Genomic DNA, 17,984 nt, shown 5'->3' on the forward strand with positions numbered 1-17,984 from the left:
GCCGACCGGGCCAGGGCGCGCTTGGTCAGCTCCACGTGGGCGACGGCGCCCCGGGCGAGCTCGCGGGCGGGCGTGTCGGACTCCAGCCGGCGCTGCGCGCCGGTGATCGCGGCGAGCGAGGCGGCGGTGGTCTCGTCGGCCGCCCGGTAGGAGATGGAGGGCGCCACCGGCAGCACGGCCAGGAAGGCTACCTTGCTGAAATCGCGGCGTTTCGTGGGATCCTCACCGCCCCGGTCGCCAATGCGGAGGAGGTACTGGGGCACGCCGAGGGTCCTGGCGATCTCCCTGATCTGCTCGACGGAGAGCATCTGCTGCCCCCGGAGCACCTTGGACACCCAGCTTTGCGAGTAGCCGACCGCGTGGGCGAGCTGGCTCTGGGTCCAGCCGCGGGCGGAACGGACCTCGTCGAGAAGGGTCGCCATGTCGCATTCGGTGAGAGCTTTGGCGACCGCGGGGCGGGCCCAGAATTCGGGCTGCAGACCGTTTCCGTCATGACCCATGACCGTAAGTTACTCCCAATCCCGGCGTCACGCTGGAATTCGTCTCGCGAATACCGCGATTGCTGATCGTGGTCGCGTATTCCTCCGGTCACCCGCCGCTGATGAGGATCGCGGGTATGGATGCTCTCATCAGGACAGCCCCTCGTGGAAAGGTCATGACCAGCTATCACGGCCCGCACGTGCCGAGCCGCCCGGAACCGGACGCCAAGGCGCTCAGCTGGCGCCCCGGCATCAGGTGGACGGATCGGGAACGAATCCGGGCGCACTCGTGCTCATGCCGGGGGGTGGTGTACGAGTTCGTCGGCGCGGCGGGGCAGTACTTCATCCGCCGGACGACCCTGCAGACCGGCGCGGTGGAGGAGACCGAGCGCATGCTGGCGGTGCGCGCCGAACAGATGTGGGCCGACCTGTTCGCCGGCCGCGTGCACTGACCGGCTAGCCGCCGAGGCGCTTGAGGACCTCCGCGTGCAAGAGGCCGTTGGTGCAGACGAGGTTGCCCGCCTCCAGGGGCGGTGCCCCGTTGAGCCCGGTGCATGTGCCGCCCGCTTCCTGCACGATCACCGTGATGGCGGCCATGTCCCAGGGCGACAGTTCGGGCTCCGCCGAGATGTCGACCGCGCCTTCCGCGACCATGACGTGCGACCAGAAGTCGCCGTAGCCGCGGCTGCGCCAGATGCCGCGATCCAGGTCGAGGAAGTTGTCGAGCTTGCCGGCCTGCTCCCATTCGCGCAGGTCGGAGAAGGACAGCGAGGCGTCGTCCAGGCGGTGCACCGAGGAGACCTGGCAGCGGCTGGCCTTGGTCAGGCTGCGCCCGGTCCAGGCGCCGCCGTCGCGAGCCGCCCACCAGCGCCGTTGCAGCGCGGGCGCGGAGACGACGCCGACGACCACCTTGCCCTCTTCCATCAGGGCGATGAGCGTCGCCCAGACGGGTACGCCGCGGACGTAGTTCTTGGTGCCGTCGATGGGGTCGATGACCCAGGAGCGCATGCCGTACCCGGTTTTGCCGAATTCCTCGCCGATGATGGCGTCGCGGGGGCGGGCGCGGCGCAGGGTGCCGCGGATGGCCTCCTCGACCGCGCGGTCGGCGTCGCTGACCGGCGTGAGGTCGGGTTTCGTGTCGATTTTGAGGTCGACGGCCTTGAAACGGCGCATGGTGATGTCATCGGCGGCGTCCGCCATCACGTGCGCGAGGCGCAAATCGTCGCTGTATCCCATCACGGGACACAACGCTATCGCGGATATACCTGCGACATCAGCTAAGGGACCGGTCCAAAATCTACGCGCCTTCGGCGCGGGCCGGTAAATCAGTCCTCCGCGTTGCCCTCTCGGCTGAGTAGCAGGCGGCGCAGTGATTCGAGGCGGGCCGGCTCGGCGTGTCCCTCGGCCACGAAAGTGTTCAGGGCGCAGTCCTCACTCAGATGGGTGCAGCCCTTCGGGCAGTTGACGGCGGCCTCGTTGAAGTCGGGGAAGGCCACCAGCACGTTCTCCATCTCCACGTGGCCGAGCCCGAAGCTCCGTACGCCCGGCGTGTCGATGATCCACCCACCGCCCGGCAGTTCCAGCGCCACGGCCGAGGTGGAGGTGTGCCGCCCGCGCCCGGTGACCGCGTTCACGTCGGAGACCGCCCGCCCGGCCGTCGGCACCAGCGCGTTCACCAGCGTGGACTTGCCCACTCCCGAATGCCCGACCAGCACGCTCACGCGGTTGGCGAGGTGGTCGCGGATCTCCCCCAGGTCCCCGCCCTTCCGCACCACCAGGTACGGCACGCCGAGCGGCTCGTACTGGGCGACCAGCGAGTCGGGGGAGGCCAGGTCGGCCTTGGTCAGGCAGAGCAGCGGCTCGATGTCGGCGTCGAAGGCGGCCACCAGCAGACGGTCGATCATCCGGGGCCGGGGTTCCGGGTCGGCCAGCGCAGTGACGATGACCAGCTGGTCGGCGTTGGCGACGATCGGGCGCTCGACCTCGTCGTTGTCGTCGGCGCTGCGGCGCAGCATCGAGCGGCGGGCCTCGCGGCGGACGATTCTGGCGAGTGTGTCGGGTTTGCCGGACACGTCGCCGACGAGCGCGACGAGGTCGCCGACCACGATGCCCTTGCGCCCGAGTTCGCGCGCCTTCATGGCCACCACGACGGCGCTCTGCTTGCCGCGGCGGCGCGCGACGGGCGTCTCACCGCCGTCCACGAGCGCCGGCAGCGCCGGGACGTCGGGACCGATGAGGCAGGTGATGCGGCCCCGGTCGACGGCGATCACGAAGCCTTCGACGGCCTCGTCGTGGGCAGGGCGGAGCCGGGTCCTCGGGCGGGAGCCCTTGCCTGGCCGGACCCGGACGTCGTCCTCGTCGTATTCCCTCTTTCTCAGGACATGTCCCCCAGCATGTGCGCCCACATCCGGGGGAAGTCCGGCAGGGTCTTGCGCGTGGTCGCGATGTCCTCCACCTCGACGCCGGGCACCCGCAGGCCGATCACGGCGCCGGCGGTGGCCATCCGGTGGTCCTCGTAGGAGTGGAAGACGCCGCCGTGCAGCGGGCGCGGCCGGATCTCCAGGCCGTCCTCGGTTTCGTTGGCGTCGCCGCCCAGGCGGGTGATCTCGGTCACCAGGGCGGCCAGCCGGTCGGTCTCGTGGCCCCGGATGTGCGCGATGCCGCGCAGCCGGGAGGGCGAGTCGGCCAGCGCCGCCAGCGCGACGATCGTCGGCGTCAGCTCGGAGGCCGCCCGCAGGTCGGCGTCGATACCGGTGATCGTCCCGCTGCCGCGCACCTCCAGGCCGCCGGGCACCCGGGTCACCTCCGCGCCCATTTCGGCGAGCAGGTGCCGGAGCAGGTCGCCGGGCTGGGTGGTCTCCAGCGGCCAGCCGGGCACGGTGACCGCGCCGCCGGTCACCATCGCGGCGGCGAAGAAGGGCGCCGCGTTGGACAGGTCGGGTTCGACGGTGAAGTCGGTGGCCGCGATCGGGCCGGGCGCGACCCGCCAGATGTCGGGCTCGCTGTCGTCCACCTCCACGCCGCGCGCGCGGAGCATCTGCACGGTCATCTCGATGTGCGGCATCGAGGGCACCGGCGGGCCCACGTGGCGGACGGTCACGCCCTTCTCGAACCGGGCGGCGGTCAGCAGCAGGCCCGAGACGAACTGGGAGGAGCCGGAGGCGTCCACCGAGACCTCGCCGCCCGTCACCGGGCCGCGGATGGTGAACGGCAGGGTGTCGGCGTCGGCGTGGGCGCCGAGGGCGCGCAGCGCGGACAGGATGGTGCCCATCGGGCGCTTGCGGGCGGCCGGGTCGCCGTCGAAGGAGACCTCGCCGTCGGCCAGCGCCGCCATCGGCGGCACGAAGCGCATCACCGTGCCGGCCAGGCCGACCTCGATGTGGCCGCCGCCGGCGACGGGACCTGGCGTGAACAGCCAGTCGGCGCTCTCGGGGGTCTCGTCGACGGCGGTCATCTCCGCGCCGAGCGTGCGGAGCGCGGCGGTCATCAGGTCGGCGTCCCGGCTGCGCAGCGCGAGCCGCACCGCGCCGGGGCCGTCGGCGAGCGCGGCCAGCAGCAGCGCGCGGTTGGTCACCGACTTCGAGCCGGGCAGGCGGACGGTCGCGGTGACCGGTGCTGTCACCGTCGGCGCGGGCCACAGAGGAGCGGACATGCGTCCAAGCCTATCTGTGGGGCAGGCTGTGAGTATGTGCGGAAGATATGCGTCGGCGCGCAAGAGGCACGATCTGCTGGAGGAGTTCGAGATCGAGCTGGACTCCGAGGAGGAGATCGAGCCCGACTACAACGTGGCCCCCACCAAGGAGGTGTACGCGGTGCTCAGCCGCGTCCCCAGAACCGAGGGCGCCACCCGGCCGGTACGGCAGCTGCGCGTGATCCGCTGGGGCCTGGTCCCCAGCTGGGCGAAGGACCCCTCCATCGGCTCCCGCCTGATCAACGCCAGGATGGAGACCCTCACCGAGAAGCCCGCCTTCCGCAAGGCGTTCGCGTCCCGGCGCTGCCTGCTGCCCGCCGACGGCTATTTCGAGTGGATGCCGAGGGAGGGCAGGAAGAAGCAGCCGTACTTCATCCATCCGGCCGACGGTGGCGTGCTGGCCATGGCCGGCCTGTACGAGTTCTGGAAGGACCCGGAGGGCGAGTGGCTGTGCACCTGCACGGTGATCACCACGGCCGCCGAGGACCACCTGGGCGAGATCCACGACCGCACCCCCATGTGCATCGGCAGGGAGCACTGGGCGGACTGGCTCGATCCGGGCATTACGGACGCCGCCGAACTCCTGGTTCCGGCCAGCGCCGCCGGACTGGTCGCGGACCCGGTCTCGACCGAGGTCAACAACGTCCGGAACAACGGTCCGGAACTTATCCACCCACTTCAGGACACTGAGGACGCCAGCCCGCTCTTCTAACCGCCCACTGGTGTAAGAACACCGCCAAGTGGGCATCCGGTGAGGAAAGCATGTACCAAATGGCCTTTGCCGGGAGACCGGGGGATATCCCCGGCAGGGGTTTCCCCCCATTTTCCCGGAGGTGCGGGTTCGTGGACGACGCGACCGCGCGTATGCGCCTGGAGAGCATGCTCGAAGAACTGGACCGCTCGATCGGAGTGCTGACCGGAGACCCGGTCTCGGTGCGGGAGAGGTCGGCCGCCGACGCGGGCTCCGACCTGACGGACGCGGACCGCAACCGCGCGATGATCGACGTCGCCACCCGGCAGCGCAAGGCCGTACTGGCCGCGCTGAAGCGGCTGGACGAGGGCGGTTACGGCCGCTGCGTGGACTGCGGCAAGATCGTCCCCGAGGGCCGCCTGGAGGCGCGCCCTGAAGCGGCCAGATGCGTGCAGTGCCAGGCCCGGGTGGAACGCCGCCGGTACTGACGGTACTGACGCCCTGATCTCAGCGCTCCGGTTTGCGGGCGCTCGCCACCAGGTGGATGCCGACCGTGTCGTCGTCGTCCGGATGCGCGTCCAGCTCGGTCCGTACCAGCCAGGACAGGGAGCGGCTGTCGGAGCCGAGCACATGGTCGACCGTGGACGGCGACAGCACGGTGCGCGGGCGCACCCACTCCACCTCCAGGCCCGCGCTCTCCAGCACCTCGCGCAGCTGGGAGCTGGTGAAGCAGCGGGTGATGCTGCCGTCCGGCCAGGGCACCAGCATGACCTCGCCGGTCTGGCAGAGGTGCGCCCAGTAGTTCTGCTCGGCCAGGATCGCCATGCCCAGCACCAGCGAGTCCACGCACACCAGCGCGCGCCCGCCCGGCTTGAGCACCCGGGCCACGTCGGCCAGCGCCGACTCGGCCATGATCTCCATGGACAGCGCGCGCTCCTCGGCGACCACCGCGTCCACCGACTCGTCCGGCAGGAATCCCAGGTCGTCCGCGCGCACCTTGTGGATCAGGTCGGACGCCTCGCGCAGCCAGGGCTCCCCGTTCCTGCGGAAGTCCACCAGCTCCACCACCCGGTGCCCGGCCCGCGCCGCCTGGGCGGGCCACCGGCCGCGCCCGCCGGACAGATCGACCAGCAGGCCGGGCTGGGACGGCAGCCACCGTCGCAGCTGTTCGGCGACAACCGCGTGGTAAAAGGTCCAGTACGGCCCGAGAGTTCCCGTGCCGTTCAGTTCGGTGGCCGGAATGGGCAGCACGCGCGGCTCCTGGACGTTGGTTTCCGGGCTACCAGCCGGTTACGTAGGTTTTTCCCCGAACTTGGCTCTCCGTACCTTCCACGGGAACAGATGCTACGCCTGCCCTGTTGCACAGGGGCATGAACGCGTTGCTGGTGAGGCCTTTCGAGGCCGCCGATGCCGTGCCGGTATTCTCGGGGACGACGGGTGTCCTTGAGGGGGTGGGTCCGGTCTCCAAGACAGTCGAGGAGACTCTGGAGCAGCGCAGTGAGCGGTTCGAGCGGGATGTCATGCCGTATCTGGACCAGCTCTATTCCGCCGCGCTCCGGATGACCCGTAACTCAGCCGACGCGGAGGATCTCCTGCAGGAGACCTTCGCGAAGGCCTTCGGCTCGTTCCACCAGTTCCAGGTGGGCACCAACCTGAAGGCCTGGCTCTACCGAATCCTGACGAACACCTTCATCAACAGCTACCGCAAGAAGCAGCGGGAGCCCAAGCAGGCCGGGACCGAGGAGATCGAGGACTGGCAGCTCGCGCGGGCCGAGTCGCACACCTCCAGCGGGCTCAAGTCGGCCGAGATCGAGGCGCTCGAACACCTCCCCGACAGCGACGTGAAGGACGCCCTCGCGGCTCTGCCGGAGGAGTTCCGCATCGCGGTATACCTGGCTGACGTGGAGGGCTTCCCGTACAAGGAGATCGCCGACATCATGGGGACCCCCATCGGAACCGTGATGTCGCGTCTTCACCGCGGCCGCAGGCAGCTGCGGTCGCAACTGGAGGATTACGCGCGTGAGCGCGGGCTTGTGCGATCGGAGGACGAGGCATGAGCTGTGGTGAGCACCACGACACGGACTGTAGTGATGTGCTCGACCGGGTGTACAGCTACCTCGACGGAGAGCTGGACGAGGCCGGCTGCGCCGACATCCGGCAGCACCTCGACGAGTGCAGCCCGTGCCTGCGGGAGTACGGCCTGGACAAGGTCGTGAAGCAGCTGGTCGCCAAACACTGCGGCTGCGAGCAGGTGCCGGACGATCTCCGCGCCCGGATCCGCACCCGGATCGACGAGGTCCGCTCCGAACTGGTCGAATGACCTAGGATCGGTGTCCATGCGGATATTGGTCACCGGCGGCGCGGGGTTCATCGGTTCGACGCTGGTCGACCGGCTGCTGCTCGACGGTCACGACGTCGTGGTGGTCGACGACCTGTCCGCGGGCGGCCACCGCAACCCCGACGCCGCGCTGCACGTCCTGGACGTGCGCGACCCGGCGCTGGCCGAGGCCGCGAAAGGCGCCGAGGTGGTCTGCCACCTGGCCGCCCAGATCTCGGTACGGGAAAGCGTCGCCGACCCCCTGCACGACGCCCAGGTCAACGTGGCCGGCACGGTCAACGTGCTCGAAGCCGCCCGCAGGGCCGGCGCCCGCAAGGTGGTCTTCGCCTCCTCCGTGGCCGTGTACGGCCAGCCGTCGGCGATCCCGGTGCCGGGGGACGCGGTGCCCGATCCGCGCTCGCCGTACGCGGCGGGCAAGCTGAGCGCGGAGACGTACCTGTCGGCCTACCGCGCCCTGCACGGGATCGAGTACACGACGCTCGTGCTCTCCAACGTGTACGGCCCGCGCCAGTCCCCCGGCGGGGAGGCCGGGGTCGTCGCGATCTTCACCGACGCCCTGCTGGCCGGCCGCCCGACCGTGCTGTTCGGCGAGGGCGCCCAGACCCGCGACTACGTCTTCGTGGAGGACGTGGTGGACGGCTTCGCCCGCGCCTGCGGCCCGCGCGGGGACGGGCGGCGCTTCAACCTCGGCACCGGCGTGCAGACCACCGACCGGGACCTGCACGCGCTCATCGCCGCCGCCGCCGGCGCGCCCGACCTGCCGGGCCTGGCCCCGGCCCGCCTCGGCGACCTGCCCGCGATGGCCGTCGACCCGGCCCCGGCCCGCGAGGGTCTCGGCTGGCATCCCCGAACCGACCTGGCCAGTGGCCTGAAGATCACGGTCGAATGGGTGCGCAACCACGCAACGTGATCGCTTGATTACGGTTTGGCTGCGGTTCGCCGACATCCCTGACCAGGCACGTTGATTTCTGTAGCCTGAGTGGCGAATCGAGTGGAGGCAGCGCATGTCAACAGCGCACCCGGGAATCTCCTGGACCTGAGCACGCGCCTTCGTGAGGGATGGCCGCATTGCGGGAACTGCCGTGGCCTGCCAAGGTCTACTTCGTCGTTCTCATCGGGGCCGCCGGCGTGCTGCTCGCCCGCAGCGCACTGGCCTACGACCGGCTGGACTGGTCGACGCTGCTCGTGCTCGCGCTGCTCTTCCTGGTGTGCGAGTCCGTCCCCACCCTGCTGAGCGTGCGGCAGGCGGCGGTGTCGGTCAGCTTCTCGGCCGCGCTGGCCGCGGTCGTGCTGGTCGGGCCGCAGGGCGCGGCGCTGGTCGCGGCCACCGCGGTGCTCAGCGTGCGGCCGGGCCTGCCGATGGTGAAACGGCTGTTCAACGGCGCCCAGTTCGCGGTCTGCGGCTACGCGTCCGGCCTGGCGTACACGTGGGCGGGCGGCACGGTGGGGTTACCGGTGAAGACCGACTTCCCGGAGATCATCCTGCCGTACGGGGCGGCCACCGGCGTGTTCGTGGGGATCAACTTCCTGCTCACGGCGCTGATCCTGGCGCTGGCCGAGGGGGTGGGCAAACGGCAGGTCCCGGTCCGCAACATGGTGCAGTTCCTCGTCTCGTACTGCGGGTACGCGACGTTCGGGCTGCTGATCGCCGGGCTCTGGGCCACCGTGCAGTCGATCTCCGCCGTGCTGGTGCTGCTGCCGCTGTTCGTGGCGCGCTGGGCGTTCGGGCAGTACCACGCGCAGCAGCGCTCGTACGAGGCGACCATCGCCGCGCTCTGCCAGGCCGTGGAGACCAAGGACTACTACACCCGGGGCCACTGCACCCGGGTCTCGCTGGCCTCCTCGATGATCGCCGAGGAGATCCGGATGGGCACCGAACGCCTCAACGCGATCCGGTACGCGGGCATGCTGCACGACGTCGGCAAGCTGGGCGTGCCCACCAAAGTCCTGCAGAAGGACGGCTCCCTCACCGAGGAGGAGTTCGCCGCCATCCAGCTCCACCCGATGCGCGGCCTGGAGATCGTGCGCGGCATCGACTTCCTGGACGAGGCGTTCGCCGGGATCATGCACCACCACGAGAAGTACGACGGCCGCGGCTACCCGATGGGCCTGGCCGGCGCCGAGATCCCGGAGTTCGCCCGGATCATCGCGGTGGCCGACGCCTTCGACTCGATGACCTCCGACCGCTCCTACCGCAAGGCCAAACCGATCCCGGACGCGGTCGGCGAGCTGCGCAAGAACGCCGGCACCCAGTTCGACCCGGTCATGGTGAGCGCGTTCATCCGGGCGCTGGACCGGTTCGGGTGGCAGGTGCGGACGATGCCGGCGCCGACGGCGGGTGAGCAGATGGCGAAGGACCACGACGACCCGACCACGCCCATCCAGGTGGTGTCGGAGCGATGACCATGACCGGCCGCGGCGTGCCGGAGAGCATGCCGGGAGGCATCCAGAGCCTCGACTCCGGGCAGCTGCTGCTGATCTGCGCGGCCGGGCTGCTCACCATCGCCGGGATCGCGCACACCGCGGCCGTCGGCCTGTCCGGCTCGTCGGTGGCGATCGGCTTCGGCGCGCTCATCGCGGCCGGCGAGCTGGCCCGGCTGACCATGCCGGGCAACCGCGAGGTGGCGCCGATCAGCACCGCCGCCGCGCTCGGCTACGCGCTCCTGCTGGACGTCGGCGGGGAGCCGGCCGAGCACTCGCCGCTCCAGGTGGTGGCGGTGATGGCGGTCGGCATGATCGCGGGCGGGCTGCCGCACCTGGCGGTCGGACGCGCCCCCCGGCTGGACGCGATGGCGCGCCGGCTGATCTCCGGCTCGCTGCTGGCCTTCGCGTTCCGGCCGCTGGCCGACGTGCTCCGGCCGGGGCCGGGGGAGGGCTGGTGGGCGGCGCTCGGCGTGATGACCGTGCTGATCGGGCTGATGCTGGCGGCCGACGTGGTCATCGCGTCCATGCTCAGGGCGGAGCAGGTGCGCACCGCGTTCGGCGTTGCCGTACGGGACGAGACCAGGATGGCCGCGCCGCTGGGGGCGGCGGTGGCCGCGTCCGGGATCCTGCTGGCGCTGGCCTCGCACAGCATGGACATGACCGCCCTGCTGGCGTTCGCCGCGCCGCTGCTGGTCACCCAGGTGGCCTTCCGCAAGTACGCCGGGATCAGGGCCACCTATCTCCAGACCATCCGGGCGCTGGCCCGGGTCACCGAGGTCGGCGGCTACGTGGAGCCGGGCCATTCGCGGCGGGTCAGCCGCCTGGCGGTGGCGGTCGGCCGGGAGTGCGGCATGGCCGAGCCGGAACTGCTGGAGCTGGAGTACGCGGCGCTCATGCACGACATCGGCCAGCTCTCGCTGAGCGACCCGATCCCGGGCGGCGCGACCGTGCTCACCGACGCCGACCAGGCGCGCCGGATCGCCGCGCTGGGCGCCGAGGTGATCAGGGAGACCGGCGTGCTCGGCCGGGTGGCGGAGATCGTCCGGCGGCAGTGCGACGGGCTGGAGAAGAACCCTCCGGCGGCCAGTAGGATCATCAAAGCCGCCAACGCCTACGACGATCTCGTCAGTGGCTCCACCGACCGGGATCGCGCCGCGGCCGCGCTCGAACGGCTCCGCCTCGACGGCGGCGCCGAGTACGACCAGGACGTCGTCGCCGCCATGGCGCGCGTGATCGACCGCCTCGCCCCGGTGAACCGCCTCTGAGCCCCAGTTGTGGGCTTCCTACAGATTGTGGCCGGACGATCGGTGGTTTGCGATGTACGGGTGACAACAGGCACTGCCCGTAGGGTTGGCTGCGTGTTCGACTCTGTACTGATCGCCAACCGTGGTGAGATCGCGCGCCGGATCATCCGGACCGTGCGCGGCATGGGCCTGCGGGCCGTCGCCGTGTACTCGGAGGCCGACGCCGATCTGCCGTTCGTGCTCGAAGCCGATCAGGCCATCCCGATCGGCCCGGCCAATCCCGCGCAGAGCTACCTGGACCAGGCCAAGGTCCTGGGGGCCGCGCTGGACGCGGGCGTGCAGGCCGTGCACCCCGGCTACGGCTTCTTCTCCGAGAACGCCGGCTTCGCCCAGGCGGTGATCGACGCCGGCATCACCTGGATCGGGCCGTCGCCGGACGCCATCCGCCGGATGGGTGACAAGATCAACGCGCGCAACCTGATGGAGGCGGCCGGCGTGCCGGTGGCCGCGGGCACCCGCGAGCCGGTGACCGAGCCGGGCGAGGCCGTGGCCGCCGCCGAGCGCATCGGCTACCCGGTCATGGTGAAGACCGCCGGGGGCGGCGGCGGCATCGGCATGGGCGTCGCCTATGACGAGGAGTCGCTGGCCAAGGCGTTCGAGCAGGCCTCGCGGGCGGCGGCCAGGTTCGGCGGCACGCCCGCCATCCTGCTGGAGCGCTATATCGAGCGGGCCCGCCACGTCGAGGTGCAGATCCTCGGCCTGGCCGACGGCACGGTGCTCGCGCTCGGCGAGCGCGACTGCTCGGTGCAGCGCCGCCACCAGAAGGTGGTCGAGGAGTCCCCTTCGCCGGGCATCACCCCGGAGTTGCGCGCCCGCATGCTGGCGGCGGCCGTCCGGGCCGGCGAGGCGGTGGGCTACCGGGGCGCGGGCACGGTGGAGTGCCTGGTCGACGCCGACGCGCAGGACTTCGTCTTCCTGGAGATGAACACCCGCCTCCAGGTCGAGCACCCGGTCACCGAGCTGGTCACCGGCGTGGACCTGGTCGAGGCGCAGCTGCGGGTGGCCGCCGGCGAGGACCTGGAGATCGACGCCACGCCGTCCGGGCACGCCATCGAGTTCCGGGTCTATGCGGAAGACCCCAAACGTTTCTTCCCCGGACCTGGCAAGATCGCCGTGTGGAAGGAACCGACCGGCGAGGGCGTCCGGGTGGACGCGGGCTACGTCGAGGGCAACACGGTGACGCCCTTCTACGACCCGCTGATGGCCAAACTCTGCGTGTACGGCGCGACCCGCGACGAGGCCCTCGACCGGGCCCGTACGGCGGTGGCCGCGTTCGCGCTCGAAGGACCGAAGAACAACCTGCCGTTCTGCGCGGAACTGCTGGAGCACCCCGAGTTCGTCAGCGGGGACTACGACACCGGCCTGGTGTCCCGCATGAGATCGTGATCAGAAAGCTTGAAGGGGAGACACAACCATGGCTGAAGTGCGCGCGGAGATGGTGGCGAACGTCTGGAAGGTCGTCGTCGCCCCGGGGGACGCGGTCGAGGACGGCGACACGCTGGTCATCCTGGAGTCCATGAAGATGGAGATCCCGGTGCTGGCCGAGGACGCCGGTGTGGTGGCCCAGCTGAAGGTGGCCGAGGGCGACGTGATCCAGGAAGGCGACCTGATCGCCGTCATCGAGTAGCCGTGGTCAGTGGGTGATCCTGCTCAGGAAGCGTTCGCGGTCCACGAGCACGCGCTCGATGGTCGCGGTGAACACGAGGGTGCCCTGCCGGTCGACCGCGGTGACCGAGAAGACCAGCCGTCTCCCGTCCACCTCGGTCAGCTCGGCGGCGATCTCGACGTGCGCCCCGACGCCGGTGGCGGCCAGGTGGCTGAGTTCCACGCGGGTGCCGACCGAGGTCTGTCCCGGCTCCAGCTCCTTGGCGATCGCCACCGTGGTGACGCCTTCGGCGAAGGCGAGCAGTCGCGGCGTGGCGAGCACGGGCACATCGCCGCTGCCTGCGGCGATGGCGGTGTCCTCCCGCTCGACCATGATCAGCCGGGAGGCGCGGAGGCCGGGTGCCAGAGTCATGAGCGCGATTGTATTGACGTGAGCGGGAGGATGGCGTGAGCACCTATTGCGATCACTGCGGCGCGCCTGCCGGGGCGGGGGACCACGCGGCCTGCCGCGCGGCGCGGGCCATGGAGCCGCCGCGCTACTGCGGCGAGTGCCGCCGGCGCATGGTCGTGCAGGTCACGCCCACGGGGTGGACCGCGCGCTGCGCCGAGCACGGCACGATCACCTCTTGAGGTGTTTCGCGGTGGTAGAACCCATTCGTCCGTGGCCCGCTACACTTCCGCACAGGGTCTATAGGGTCTTGTGACCGTGACGTGACACCGGTCTGCTTGGTTGGACTACTCCGGGGTGGAAGTGATTTAGGGGGTAAAGGGGCACCATGGTTGCCCAAGGGACGACGCTTGACGGACGCTATCGCTTGGACGTCCGGATCGGCGCCGGTGGCATGGGTGAAGTGTGGCGGGGCGAGGACACGGTTCTGGCTCGCACCGTCGCCGTCAAGGTGCTGCTCCCCGGCCGCTTGGACGACCCCGGCTTCGCCGTGCGCTTCCAGGGTGAGGCCCGCGCCATGGCCACCATCAACCACCCCGGTGTCGTGGACGTCTACGACTACGGCGTCACCGAGGTCCCCGGCGACGGCCCCACCGCCTACCTGGTGATGAAGTTCGTGGACGGCGAGCCGCTGGACCGGCTGCTGTCCCGGCTGGGCCGCATCCGGCCGGAACCCGCCATGGAGCTGATCTCCCAGGCCGCCGCCGCGCTCCAGGCCGTACACGACCGCGGCATCGTGCACCGCGACGTCAAACCCGGCAACCTGCTGGTACGGCCCGACGGCACGCTCGTCCTGACCGACTTCGGCATCGCGCGCTCGGACGCCGCCAGCCGGCTCACCGACGCCGGGATGGTGCTCGGCACCGCCGCGTACTGCGCGCCAGAGCAGGCCGAGGGCGAACCGGTCACGTTCGCGGTGGACATCTACGCGCTGGGCGTGGTCGCGTACGAGTGTCTGCGGGGCAGGCGCCCGTTCGACGGCGACACGCCGGTCGCGATCGCGCTCAAGCACATCCGCGAGATGCCGCCGCCGCTGCCCGCCGACATCCCGCCCGCCATCCGGCACGTGGTGGAACGCGCCCTGCTCAAGGCTCCGGCCGAGCGGTGGCCGACGGCCGCCGCGATGAGCCAGGCGGCCGCGCAGTCGGTCAACGCGCCGGCCTCCGCGGCGTTCCCCGAGCAGTACCCGCAGACCGGCGGGTTCGCGGCGGGGCCGGTCAGCCAGGGGTTCGCCGGACAGGGTTTCCCGGGCCAGAACATGACGGGGCAGGGTTTCGGGCCCGGTTTCAGCGGTCCGGCCACCGGCGCGACGACCTGGAACGAGGAGGTCCGGCTGGGCGAGGCGCCCACCGGGATCACCGCCGTCACCCCGCAGCAGCCGGGCCGCCAGCCCTCCCGGCGGGCCAAGAAGGTGCGCAAGGGTCCCGCCATCGCGGCGGCCGGTCTCGGCGTGGCGCTCTTCTCCGGGGTGGCCGTGATCGGGTTTAACGTGGTCAACGCGAACACGGGCGCCGCGCCGACCTCGGAGGCCCCGATCGTCGTCGAGACGCCCAGCCCGTCGCCGTCCAGGAGCAGGGGGCCGTCGCGCCCGCCGCGCTCGCCCTCGCCCACGCCGACGAAGGAGCCGGCCAGCCCGTCCGTGGAGCCGTCCACGGAGGAGCCGCCGGACAAGCCGTCGCCTACTCCGACCCCGACTCCGCCCAAACCGCCGGTCAAGCCGTCGCCGAGCCCGACCGGGCCGACCAAGGCCGTGCCCACGCTCTGGAAGCGGAGCGAGGCGCAGGCCAGGACCATCCTCCTGAACGCCGGGTTCAAGCCCAAGTTCACGTTCGTCGGGGACAGCGCCCTGGAGTGCACCGAGGTCTACAAGCAGGTCCCGTCGGCGGGCACGAAGGCTCCGCTCAACTCCACCGTCGTGGTGTCGGTGAAACGGATCGCGTGCCCGGTGACGACGAGCCCCTCACCGTCACCGAGCCCCTGACCCGCCGTTAGACGCCGGTAGTGTTGCGCGGGTACGCGATCTCCGGGTCGGTCGCGATGTTCACCAGGTAGGGCACGCCCGACTCGAAGGCGCGCCGCAGCGCCGGGCCGATCTCGCCCGGCTTGGTGACCAGTTCGCCGCCGCCGCCGAGGGCGGTCACCACCTGGTCGTAGCGGCACTGCGGCTGCAGGTCGGCGGCCACGTCGTAGCCGTACAGCAGGCGCATGGGGTGTTTCTCCAGGCCCCACATGCCGTTGTTGCCGCAGACCATGACGACCGGGAGCTTGTGCCGGACCAGGGTGTCCACGTCCATCAGGGAGAAGCCGGCCGCGCCGTCGCCGAGCAGTAGGACGACCTGGGAGGACGGGCGGGCCAGCCGGGCCGCGATGGAGTAGCCGAGCCCGGTGCCCAGGCACCCGTACGGACCGGGGTCGAGCCAGTTGCCGGGTTTGCGGGGTTCGACGTACTTGCCGGCGTAGGAGACGAAGTCGCCGCCGTCGCCGATGACCACGGCGTCGTCGTCGAGCTGGCGGTTGAGCTCGCCGTACACGCGCATCGGGTGGATGGGGTCGGAGTCGGACTCCAGCAGTTCGGCGTCGGCGGCGATGGCGCTCGCGGCCGCCGCGCGGAGCTTCTCGGCCCAGTCGGGGCGCGGGGCGACGCCGGCGGTCGCGCAGGCCTCGGTGAGGGCCCAGAACAGCATGGACAGGTCGCCGGCGGCGGAGCCGGCCAGGCCGGTGTGGGTGGCCAGCTGGGAGGGCGCGTCGGCCAGGTGCACGACGCGGGCCAGCGGGGCGCCGTTCTTGCCGCCGAACCAGCCGTAGCCGAGCCGGAAGTCGAGCGGAGCGCCGGCCACGATGACCAGGTCGGCCTGGCCGAACGCCAGGCCGCGGGCCCGGGTGACCAGCAGCTCGTGCCCGGCGGGCAGGATGCCCCGGCCCTGGCCGTTGGGGATCACCGGCAGCCGGAACTCCTCGGCGAAGTCGCGGGCGGCCTCCTCGGCGCGGTCCATCCAGACGTCGGAGCCGAGCACCAGGACCGGGCGCTCGGCCTCGGCCAGCAGGCGGGCGATCTCGGCCAGCCGGTCCGGGTCGGGTTCGAGCGGGGAGGGCGCGAGCGTCTCGGTGACGCGCTCGGCCGCCGGGGCGAACAGGTGGTCCATGTAGAAGTCCAGGAACACCGGGCCGCGGTGGGGGGCCAGGGCGGTGCGGAACGCCATCTCCACGTCCTGGCCGATCGCGTCCGCGCCGGAGCCGGTGAAGGCCAGCTTGGTGATCGACTCGAACAGCGGCGGGTGGTCCATCTCCTGGAGGGCGCCGGAGCCCCAGCGGGAGGCGGGGGCCCTGCCACCCAGGACGACCACGGGGGAGCCGTTGAAGTGGGCGGTCGCGACGCCCGAGACTCCGTTGGTGATGCCGGGGCCGGCGGTGAGGACCGCCAGCCCGGGTTTGCGGGTCAGGCGCGCGGTCGCCTCGGCGGCGAAGACGGCGCTCTGCTCGTGGCGCACGTCCATGATGCGCATGTTCTCGTGCACGGCCCCGTCGTACAGGGGGAAGACGTGGCCACCCGACAGCGTGAACATCGTGTCGACGCCGTAGGCCTGGGAGACGGCGACCGCGATGTCACCGGCATGCTTGTCCATGCGCTGAAACCTACCAGTCGGTTAACTAGTGGGGCAGGAGATGCTCATGCTTCCCGCCCCGTACGGGTTCATGCCTGGTCACCCCGGTCACAACGTCTGGGAGAGCGCCTTGATCGGCATCTTCAGGTCCTGGAGCAGCCCCAGATCCTGTTCCGGCGAACGCCCCAGGGTGGTCAGGTAGTTGCCCACGATGATGGCGTTGATGCCGCCCAGCATGCCGTCGCGGGTGCCCAGGTCGCCCAACGTGAGCTCACGGCCGCCCGCGTAGCGCAGGATCGTGCGGGGCAGGGCCAGCCGGAAGGTGGCGATCGTCTTGAGCGCCTCGGTGCCGTCCACCAGCGGGTAGTCGGCGAACGGCGTGCCGGGACGCGGGTTGAGGAAGTTGAGCGGCACCTCGTCCGGCTCCAGCCGGCCCAGCTGCTCGGCGAACTCGGCGCGCTGCTCCACCGTCTCGCCCATGCCGATGATGCCGCCGCAGCACAGCTCCATGCCGGCCGCGCGCACCATCAGGCAGGTGTCCCAGCGCTCCTCCCAGGTGTGCGTGGTCACCACGTTGGCGAAGTGCGACTCGCAGGTCTCCAGGTTGTGGTTGTAGCGGTGCACGCCCATGGCGGCCAGCTCGTCCACCTGCTCCTGGGTGAGCATGCCGAGCGAGCAGGCGACGTTGATGTCCACGGCCTCCCTGATCGCCTTGACGCCCTCCCGGACCTGGTCCATCAGCCGCTTGTCCGGCCCGCGTACGGCGGCCACGATGCAGAACTCGGTGGCGCCCGTGGCGGCCGTCTCCCTGGCGGCCTCGACCAGGGACGGGATGTCCAGCCAGACGGCGCGGACCGGCGAGGAGAACTGGCCGGACTGGGAGCAGAAGTGACAGTCCTCCGGGCAGCCGCCGGTCTTCAGGGAGATGATCCCCTCGACCTCCACCTCCGGCCCGCACCACTTCATCCGCACCTCGTGCGCGAGCGCGAGCAGGTCGGGCACCCGCTCGTCGGGCAGCGTCAGGCAGGCCAGCGCCTGCTCCCGCGACAGCCCCCGTCCTTCCTCCAGCACCTGCCGCCGCGCGACATCGAGGATGTCGGCCTGAACGTCACTGCGAATCTCGGTCTCCGTCACAGGCCAAAGCCTAGAGCCAGGACCGGCCATCCTCTCGGCATGTCCTGCGACATACACGTCCGCCCGGCGGGGCGGGGCGCAGCTTGCGCGTCGGCTTGGCGGGGGGATGGTCGAACGGAAGGGCGGGGTGCAGTGTGCGTGTCAGTCCGGCCGGGGGAGGGCCGAACGAAGGCCGGGGGGCAGCTTGCGCGTCGGCTTGGCGGGGGGATGGTCGTACGGAAGGGCGGGGTGCAGTGTGCGTGTCAGCCCGGCCGGGGGAGGGCCGAAC

The 17,984-nt window shown here is 71.0% G+C and carries 20 protein-coding genes; 12 read left to right on the top strand and 8 right to left on the bottom strand.

Going from position 1 to position 17,984, the window contains the following annotated elements:
- Window positions 1-500 (bottom strand): helix-turn-helix domain-containing protein (locus Aph01nite_RS38115; RefSeq protein WP_204045948.1); only part of this gene is annotated, 500 nt, incomplete at its 3' end.
- A gap of 155 nt (window positions 501-655) precedes the next feature.
- On the opposite strand from Aph01nite_RS38115, the gene Aph01nite_RS38120 reads away from it, so the two are divergent.
- Window positions 656-931, top strand: a complete 276-nt coding sequence (locus Aph01nite_RS38120) for a hypothetical protein (protein ID WP_204045949.1) — start codon at window positions 656-658, stop codon at window positions 929-931.
- 4 nt (window positions 932-935) lie between these two features.
- Here the strand turns inward: Aph01nite_RS38120 and hisN are convergent, their stop codons facing one another.
- The 3 genes from hisN to aroA form a co-directional block, all read right to left on the bottom strand.
- Window positions 936-1,715 (bottom strand): histidinol-phosphatase, encoded by a 780-nt coding sequence (gene hisN / locus Aph01nite_RS38125; RefSeq protein ID WP_373872379.1) that lies wholly within the window; start codon window positions 1,713-1,715, stop codon window positions 936-938.
- A gap of 89 nt (window positions 1,716-1,804) precedes the next feature.
- Window positions 1,805-2,884, bottom strand: a complete 1,080-nt coding sequence (gene rsgA, locus Aph01nite_RS38130; RefSeq protein WP_239162290.1) for a ribosome small subunit-dependent GTPase A — start codon at window positions 2,882-2,884, stop codon at window positions 1,805-1,807.
- A complete protein-coding gene (aroA, locus tag Aph01nite_RS38135) occupies window positions 2,854-4,131 on the bottom strand; it encodes a 3-phosphoshikimate 1-carboxyvinyltransferase (RefSeq protein WP_204045951.1) in 1,278 nt (425 codons plus the stop codon). The genes rsgA and aroA overlap by 31 nt, the downstream gene beginning before the upstream one ends.
- Window positions 4,132-4,165: 34 nt before the next feature.
- Between aroA and Aph01nite_RS38140 the strand changes: the two genes are divergently transcribed.
- Together Aph01nite_RS38140 and Aph01nite_RS38145 are read left to right on the top strand one after the other, a co-directional pair.
- Entirely contained in the window at window positions 4,166-4,882 is a 717-nt protein-coding gene (locus tag Aph01nite_RS38140) for an SOS response-associated peptidase (protein ID WP_204045952.1), read from the top strand.
- Between the two features lie 131 nt (window positions 4,883-5,013).
- The gene (locus Aph01nite_RS38145; RefSeq protein WP_204045953.1) at window positions 5,014-5,349 is read left to right on the top strand and encodes a TraR/DksA family transcriptional regulator; all 336 of its coding nucleotides are present in this window, start codon (window positions 5,014-5,016) and stop codon (window positions 5,347-5,349) included.
- A 19-nt stretch (window positions 5,350-5,368) separates the two neighbouring features.
- On the opposite strand, the gene Aph01nite_RS38150 is transcribed toward Aph01nite_RS38145, so the two are convergent.
- Window positions 5,369-6,112 carry a class I SAM-dependent methyltransferase gene (locus tag Aph01nite_RS38150; protein ID WP_204045954.1) on the bottom strand — a complete coding sequence of 248 codons (744 nt, stop codon included), beginning with the start codon at window positions 6,110-6,112 and terminating at the stop codon, window positions 5,369-5,371.
- Between the two features lie 200 nt (window positions 6,113-6,312).
- Between Aph01nite_RS38150 and Aph01nite_RS38155 the strand changes: the two genes are divergently transcribed.
- The 7 genes from Aph01nite_RS38155 to Aph01nite_RS38185 all read left to right on the top strand — a co-directional run bounded on the left by Aph01nite_RS38155 (window position 6,313) and on the right by Aph01nite_RS38185 (window position 12,554).
- The gene (locus tag Aph01nite_RS38155) at window positions 6,313-6,918 is read left to right on the top strand and encodes a sigma-70 family RNA polymerase sigma factor (protein ID WP_204045955.1); all 606 of its coding nucleotides are present in this window, start codon (window positions 6,313-6,315) and stop codon (window positions 6,916-6,918) included.
- Window positions 6,915-7,181 carry a mycothiol system anti-sigma-R factor gene (rsrA, locus tag Aph01nite_RS38160; RefSeq protein ID WP_204045956.1) on the top strand — a complete coding sequence of 89 codons (267 nt, stop codon included), beginning with the start codon at window positions 6,915-6,917 and terminating at the stop codon, window positions 7,179-7,181. The genes Aph01nite_RS38155 and rsrA overlap by 4 nt, the downstream gene beginning before the upstream one ends.
- 16 nt (window positions 7,182-7,197) lie before the next feature.
- Complete coding sequence (locus Aph01nite_RS38165; protein WP_204045957.1) at window positions 7,198-8,109, top strand: NAD-dependent epimerase/dehydratase family protein; 912 nt, start codon at window positions 7,198-7,200, stop codon at window positions 8,107-8,109.
- Window positions 8,110-8,258: 149 nt separating this feature from the next.
- The gene (locus tag Aph01nite_RS38170) at window positions 8,259-9,602 is read left to right on the top strand and encodes an HD-GYP domain-containing protein (RefSeq protein WP_204045958.1); all 1,344 of its coding nucleotides are present in this window, start codon (window positions 8,259-8,261) and stop codon (window positions 9,600-9,602) included.
- Complete coding sequence (locus tag Aph01nite_RS38175; protein ID WP_204045959.1) at window positions 9,599-10,888, top strand: HD-GYP domain-containing protein; 1,290 nt, start codon at window positions 9,599-9,601, stop codon at window positions 10,886-10,888. Before Aph01nite_RS38170 ends, Aph01nite_RS38175 begins: the two co-directional genes overlap by 4 nt.
- Before the next feature lie 93 nt (window positions 10,889-10,981).
- Complete coding sequence (locus Aph01nite_RS38180) at window positions 10,982-12,313, top strand: acetyl-CoA carboxylase biotin carboxylase subunit (protein ID WP_204045960.1); 1,332 nt, start codon at window positions 10,982-10,984, stop codon at window positions 12,311-12,313.
- A 28-nt stretch (window positions 12,314-12,341) separates the two neighbouring features.
- Window positions 12,342-12,554 carry a biotin/lipoyl-binding carrier protein gene (locus Aph01nite_RS38185; protein ID WP_155340417.1) on the top strand — a complete coding sequence of 71 codons (213 nt, stop codon included), beginning with the start codon at window positions 12,342-12,344 and terminating at the stop codon, window positions 12,552-12,554.
- 6 nt (window positions 12,555-12,560) lie between these two features.
- On the opposite strand, the gene Aph01nite_RS38190 is transcribed toward Aph01nite_RS38185, so the two are convergent.
- Window positions 12,561-12,944 (bottom strand): thioesterase family protein, encoded by a 384-nt coding sequence (locus Aph01nite_RS38190; protein ID WP_239162291.1) that lies wholly within the window; start codon window positions 12,942-12,944, stop codon window positions 12,561-12,563.
- Between the two features lie 35 nt (window positions 12,945-12,979).
- On the opposite strand from Aph01nite_RS38190, the gene bsaP reads away from it, so the two are divergent.
- Both bsaP and Aph01nite_RS38200 read left to right on the top strand, forming a co-directional pair.
- On the top strand, window positions 12,980-13,162 hold the full coding sequence (gene bsaP, locus Aph01nite_RS38195) for a biotin synthase auxiliary protein BsaP (RefSeq protein WP_204045961.1): 183 nt from the start codon (window positions 12,980-12,982) through the stop codon (window positions 13,160-13,162).
- Window positions 13,163-13,308: 146 nt separating this feature from the next.
- Window positions 13,309-14,961 carry a serine/threonine protein kinase gene (locus Aph01nite_RS38200; protein ID WP_204045962.1) on the top strand — a complete coding sequence of 551 codons (1,653 nt, stop codon included), beginning with the start codon at window positions 13,309-13,311 and terminating at the stop codon, window positions 14,959-14,961.
- A gap of 7 nt (window positions 14,962-14,968) precedes the next feature.
- Here Aph01nite_RS38200 and Aph01nite_RS38205 read toward each other — a convergent pair whose 3' ends face one another.
- Window positions 14,969-16,603: an acetolactate synthase gene (locus tag Aph01nite_RS38205; protein WP_204045963.1), complete on the bottom strand. Its 1,635-nt coding sequence runs from the start codon at window positions 16,601-16,603 to the stop codon at window positions 14,969-14,971.
- A gap of 87 nt (window positions 16,604-16,690) precedes the next feature.
- Window positions 16,691-17,716, bottom strand: a complete 1,026-nt coding sequence (bioB, locus tag Aph01nite_RS38210) for a biotin synthase BioB (protein ID WP_239162293.1) — start codon at window positions 17,714-17,716, stop codon at window positions 16,691-16,693.
- Window positions 17,717-17,984: the final 268 nt, after the last annotated feature.

Origin of the sequence: Acrocarpospora phusangensis, from assembly GCF_016862995.1 — a bacterium.
In the GTDB taxonomy this organism is placed as follows: domain Bacteria; phylum Actinomycetota; class Actinomycetes; order Streptosporangiales; family Streptosporangiaceae; genus Acrocarpospora; species Acrocarpospora phusangensis.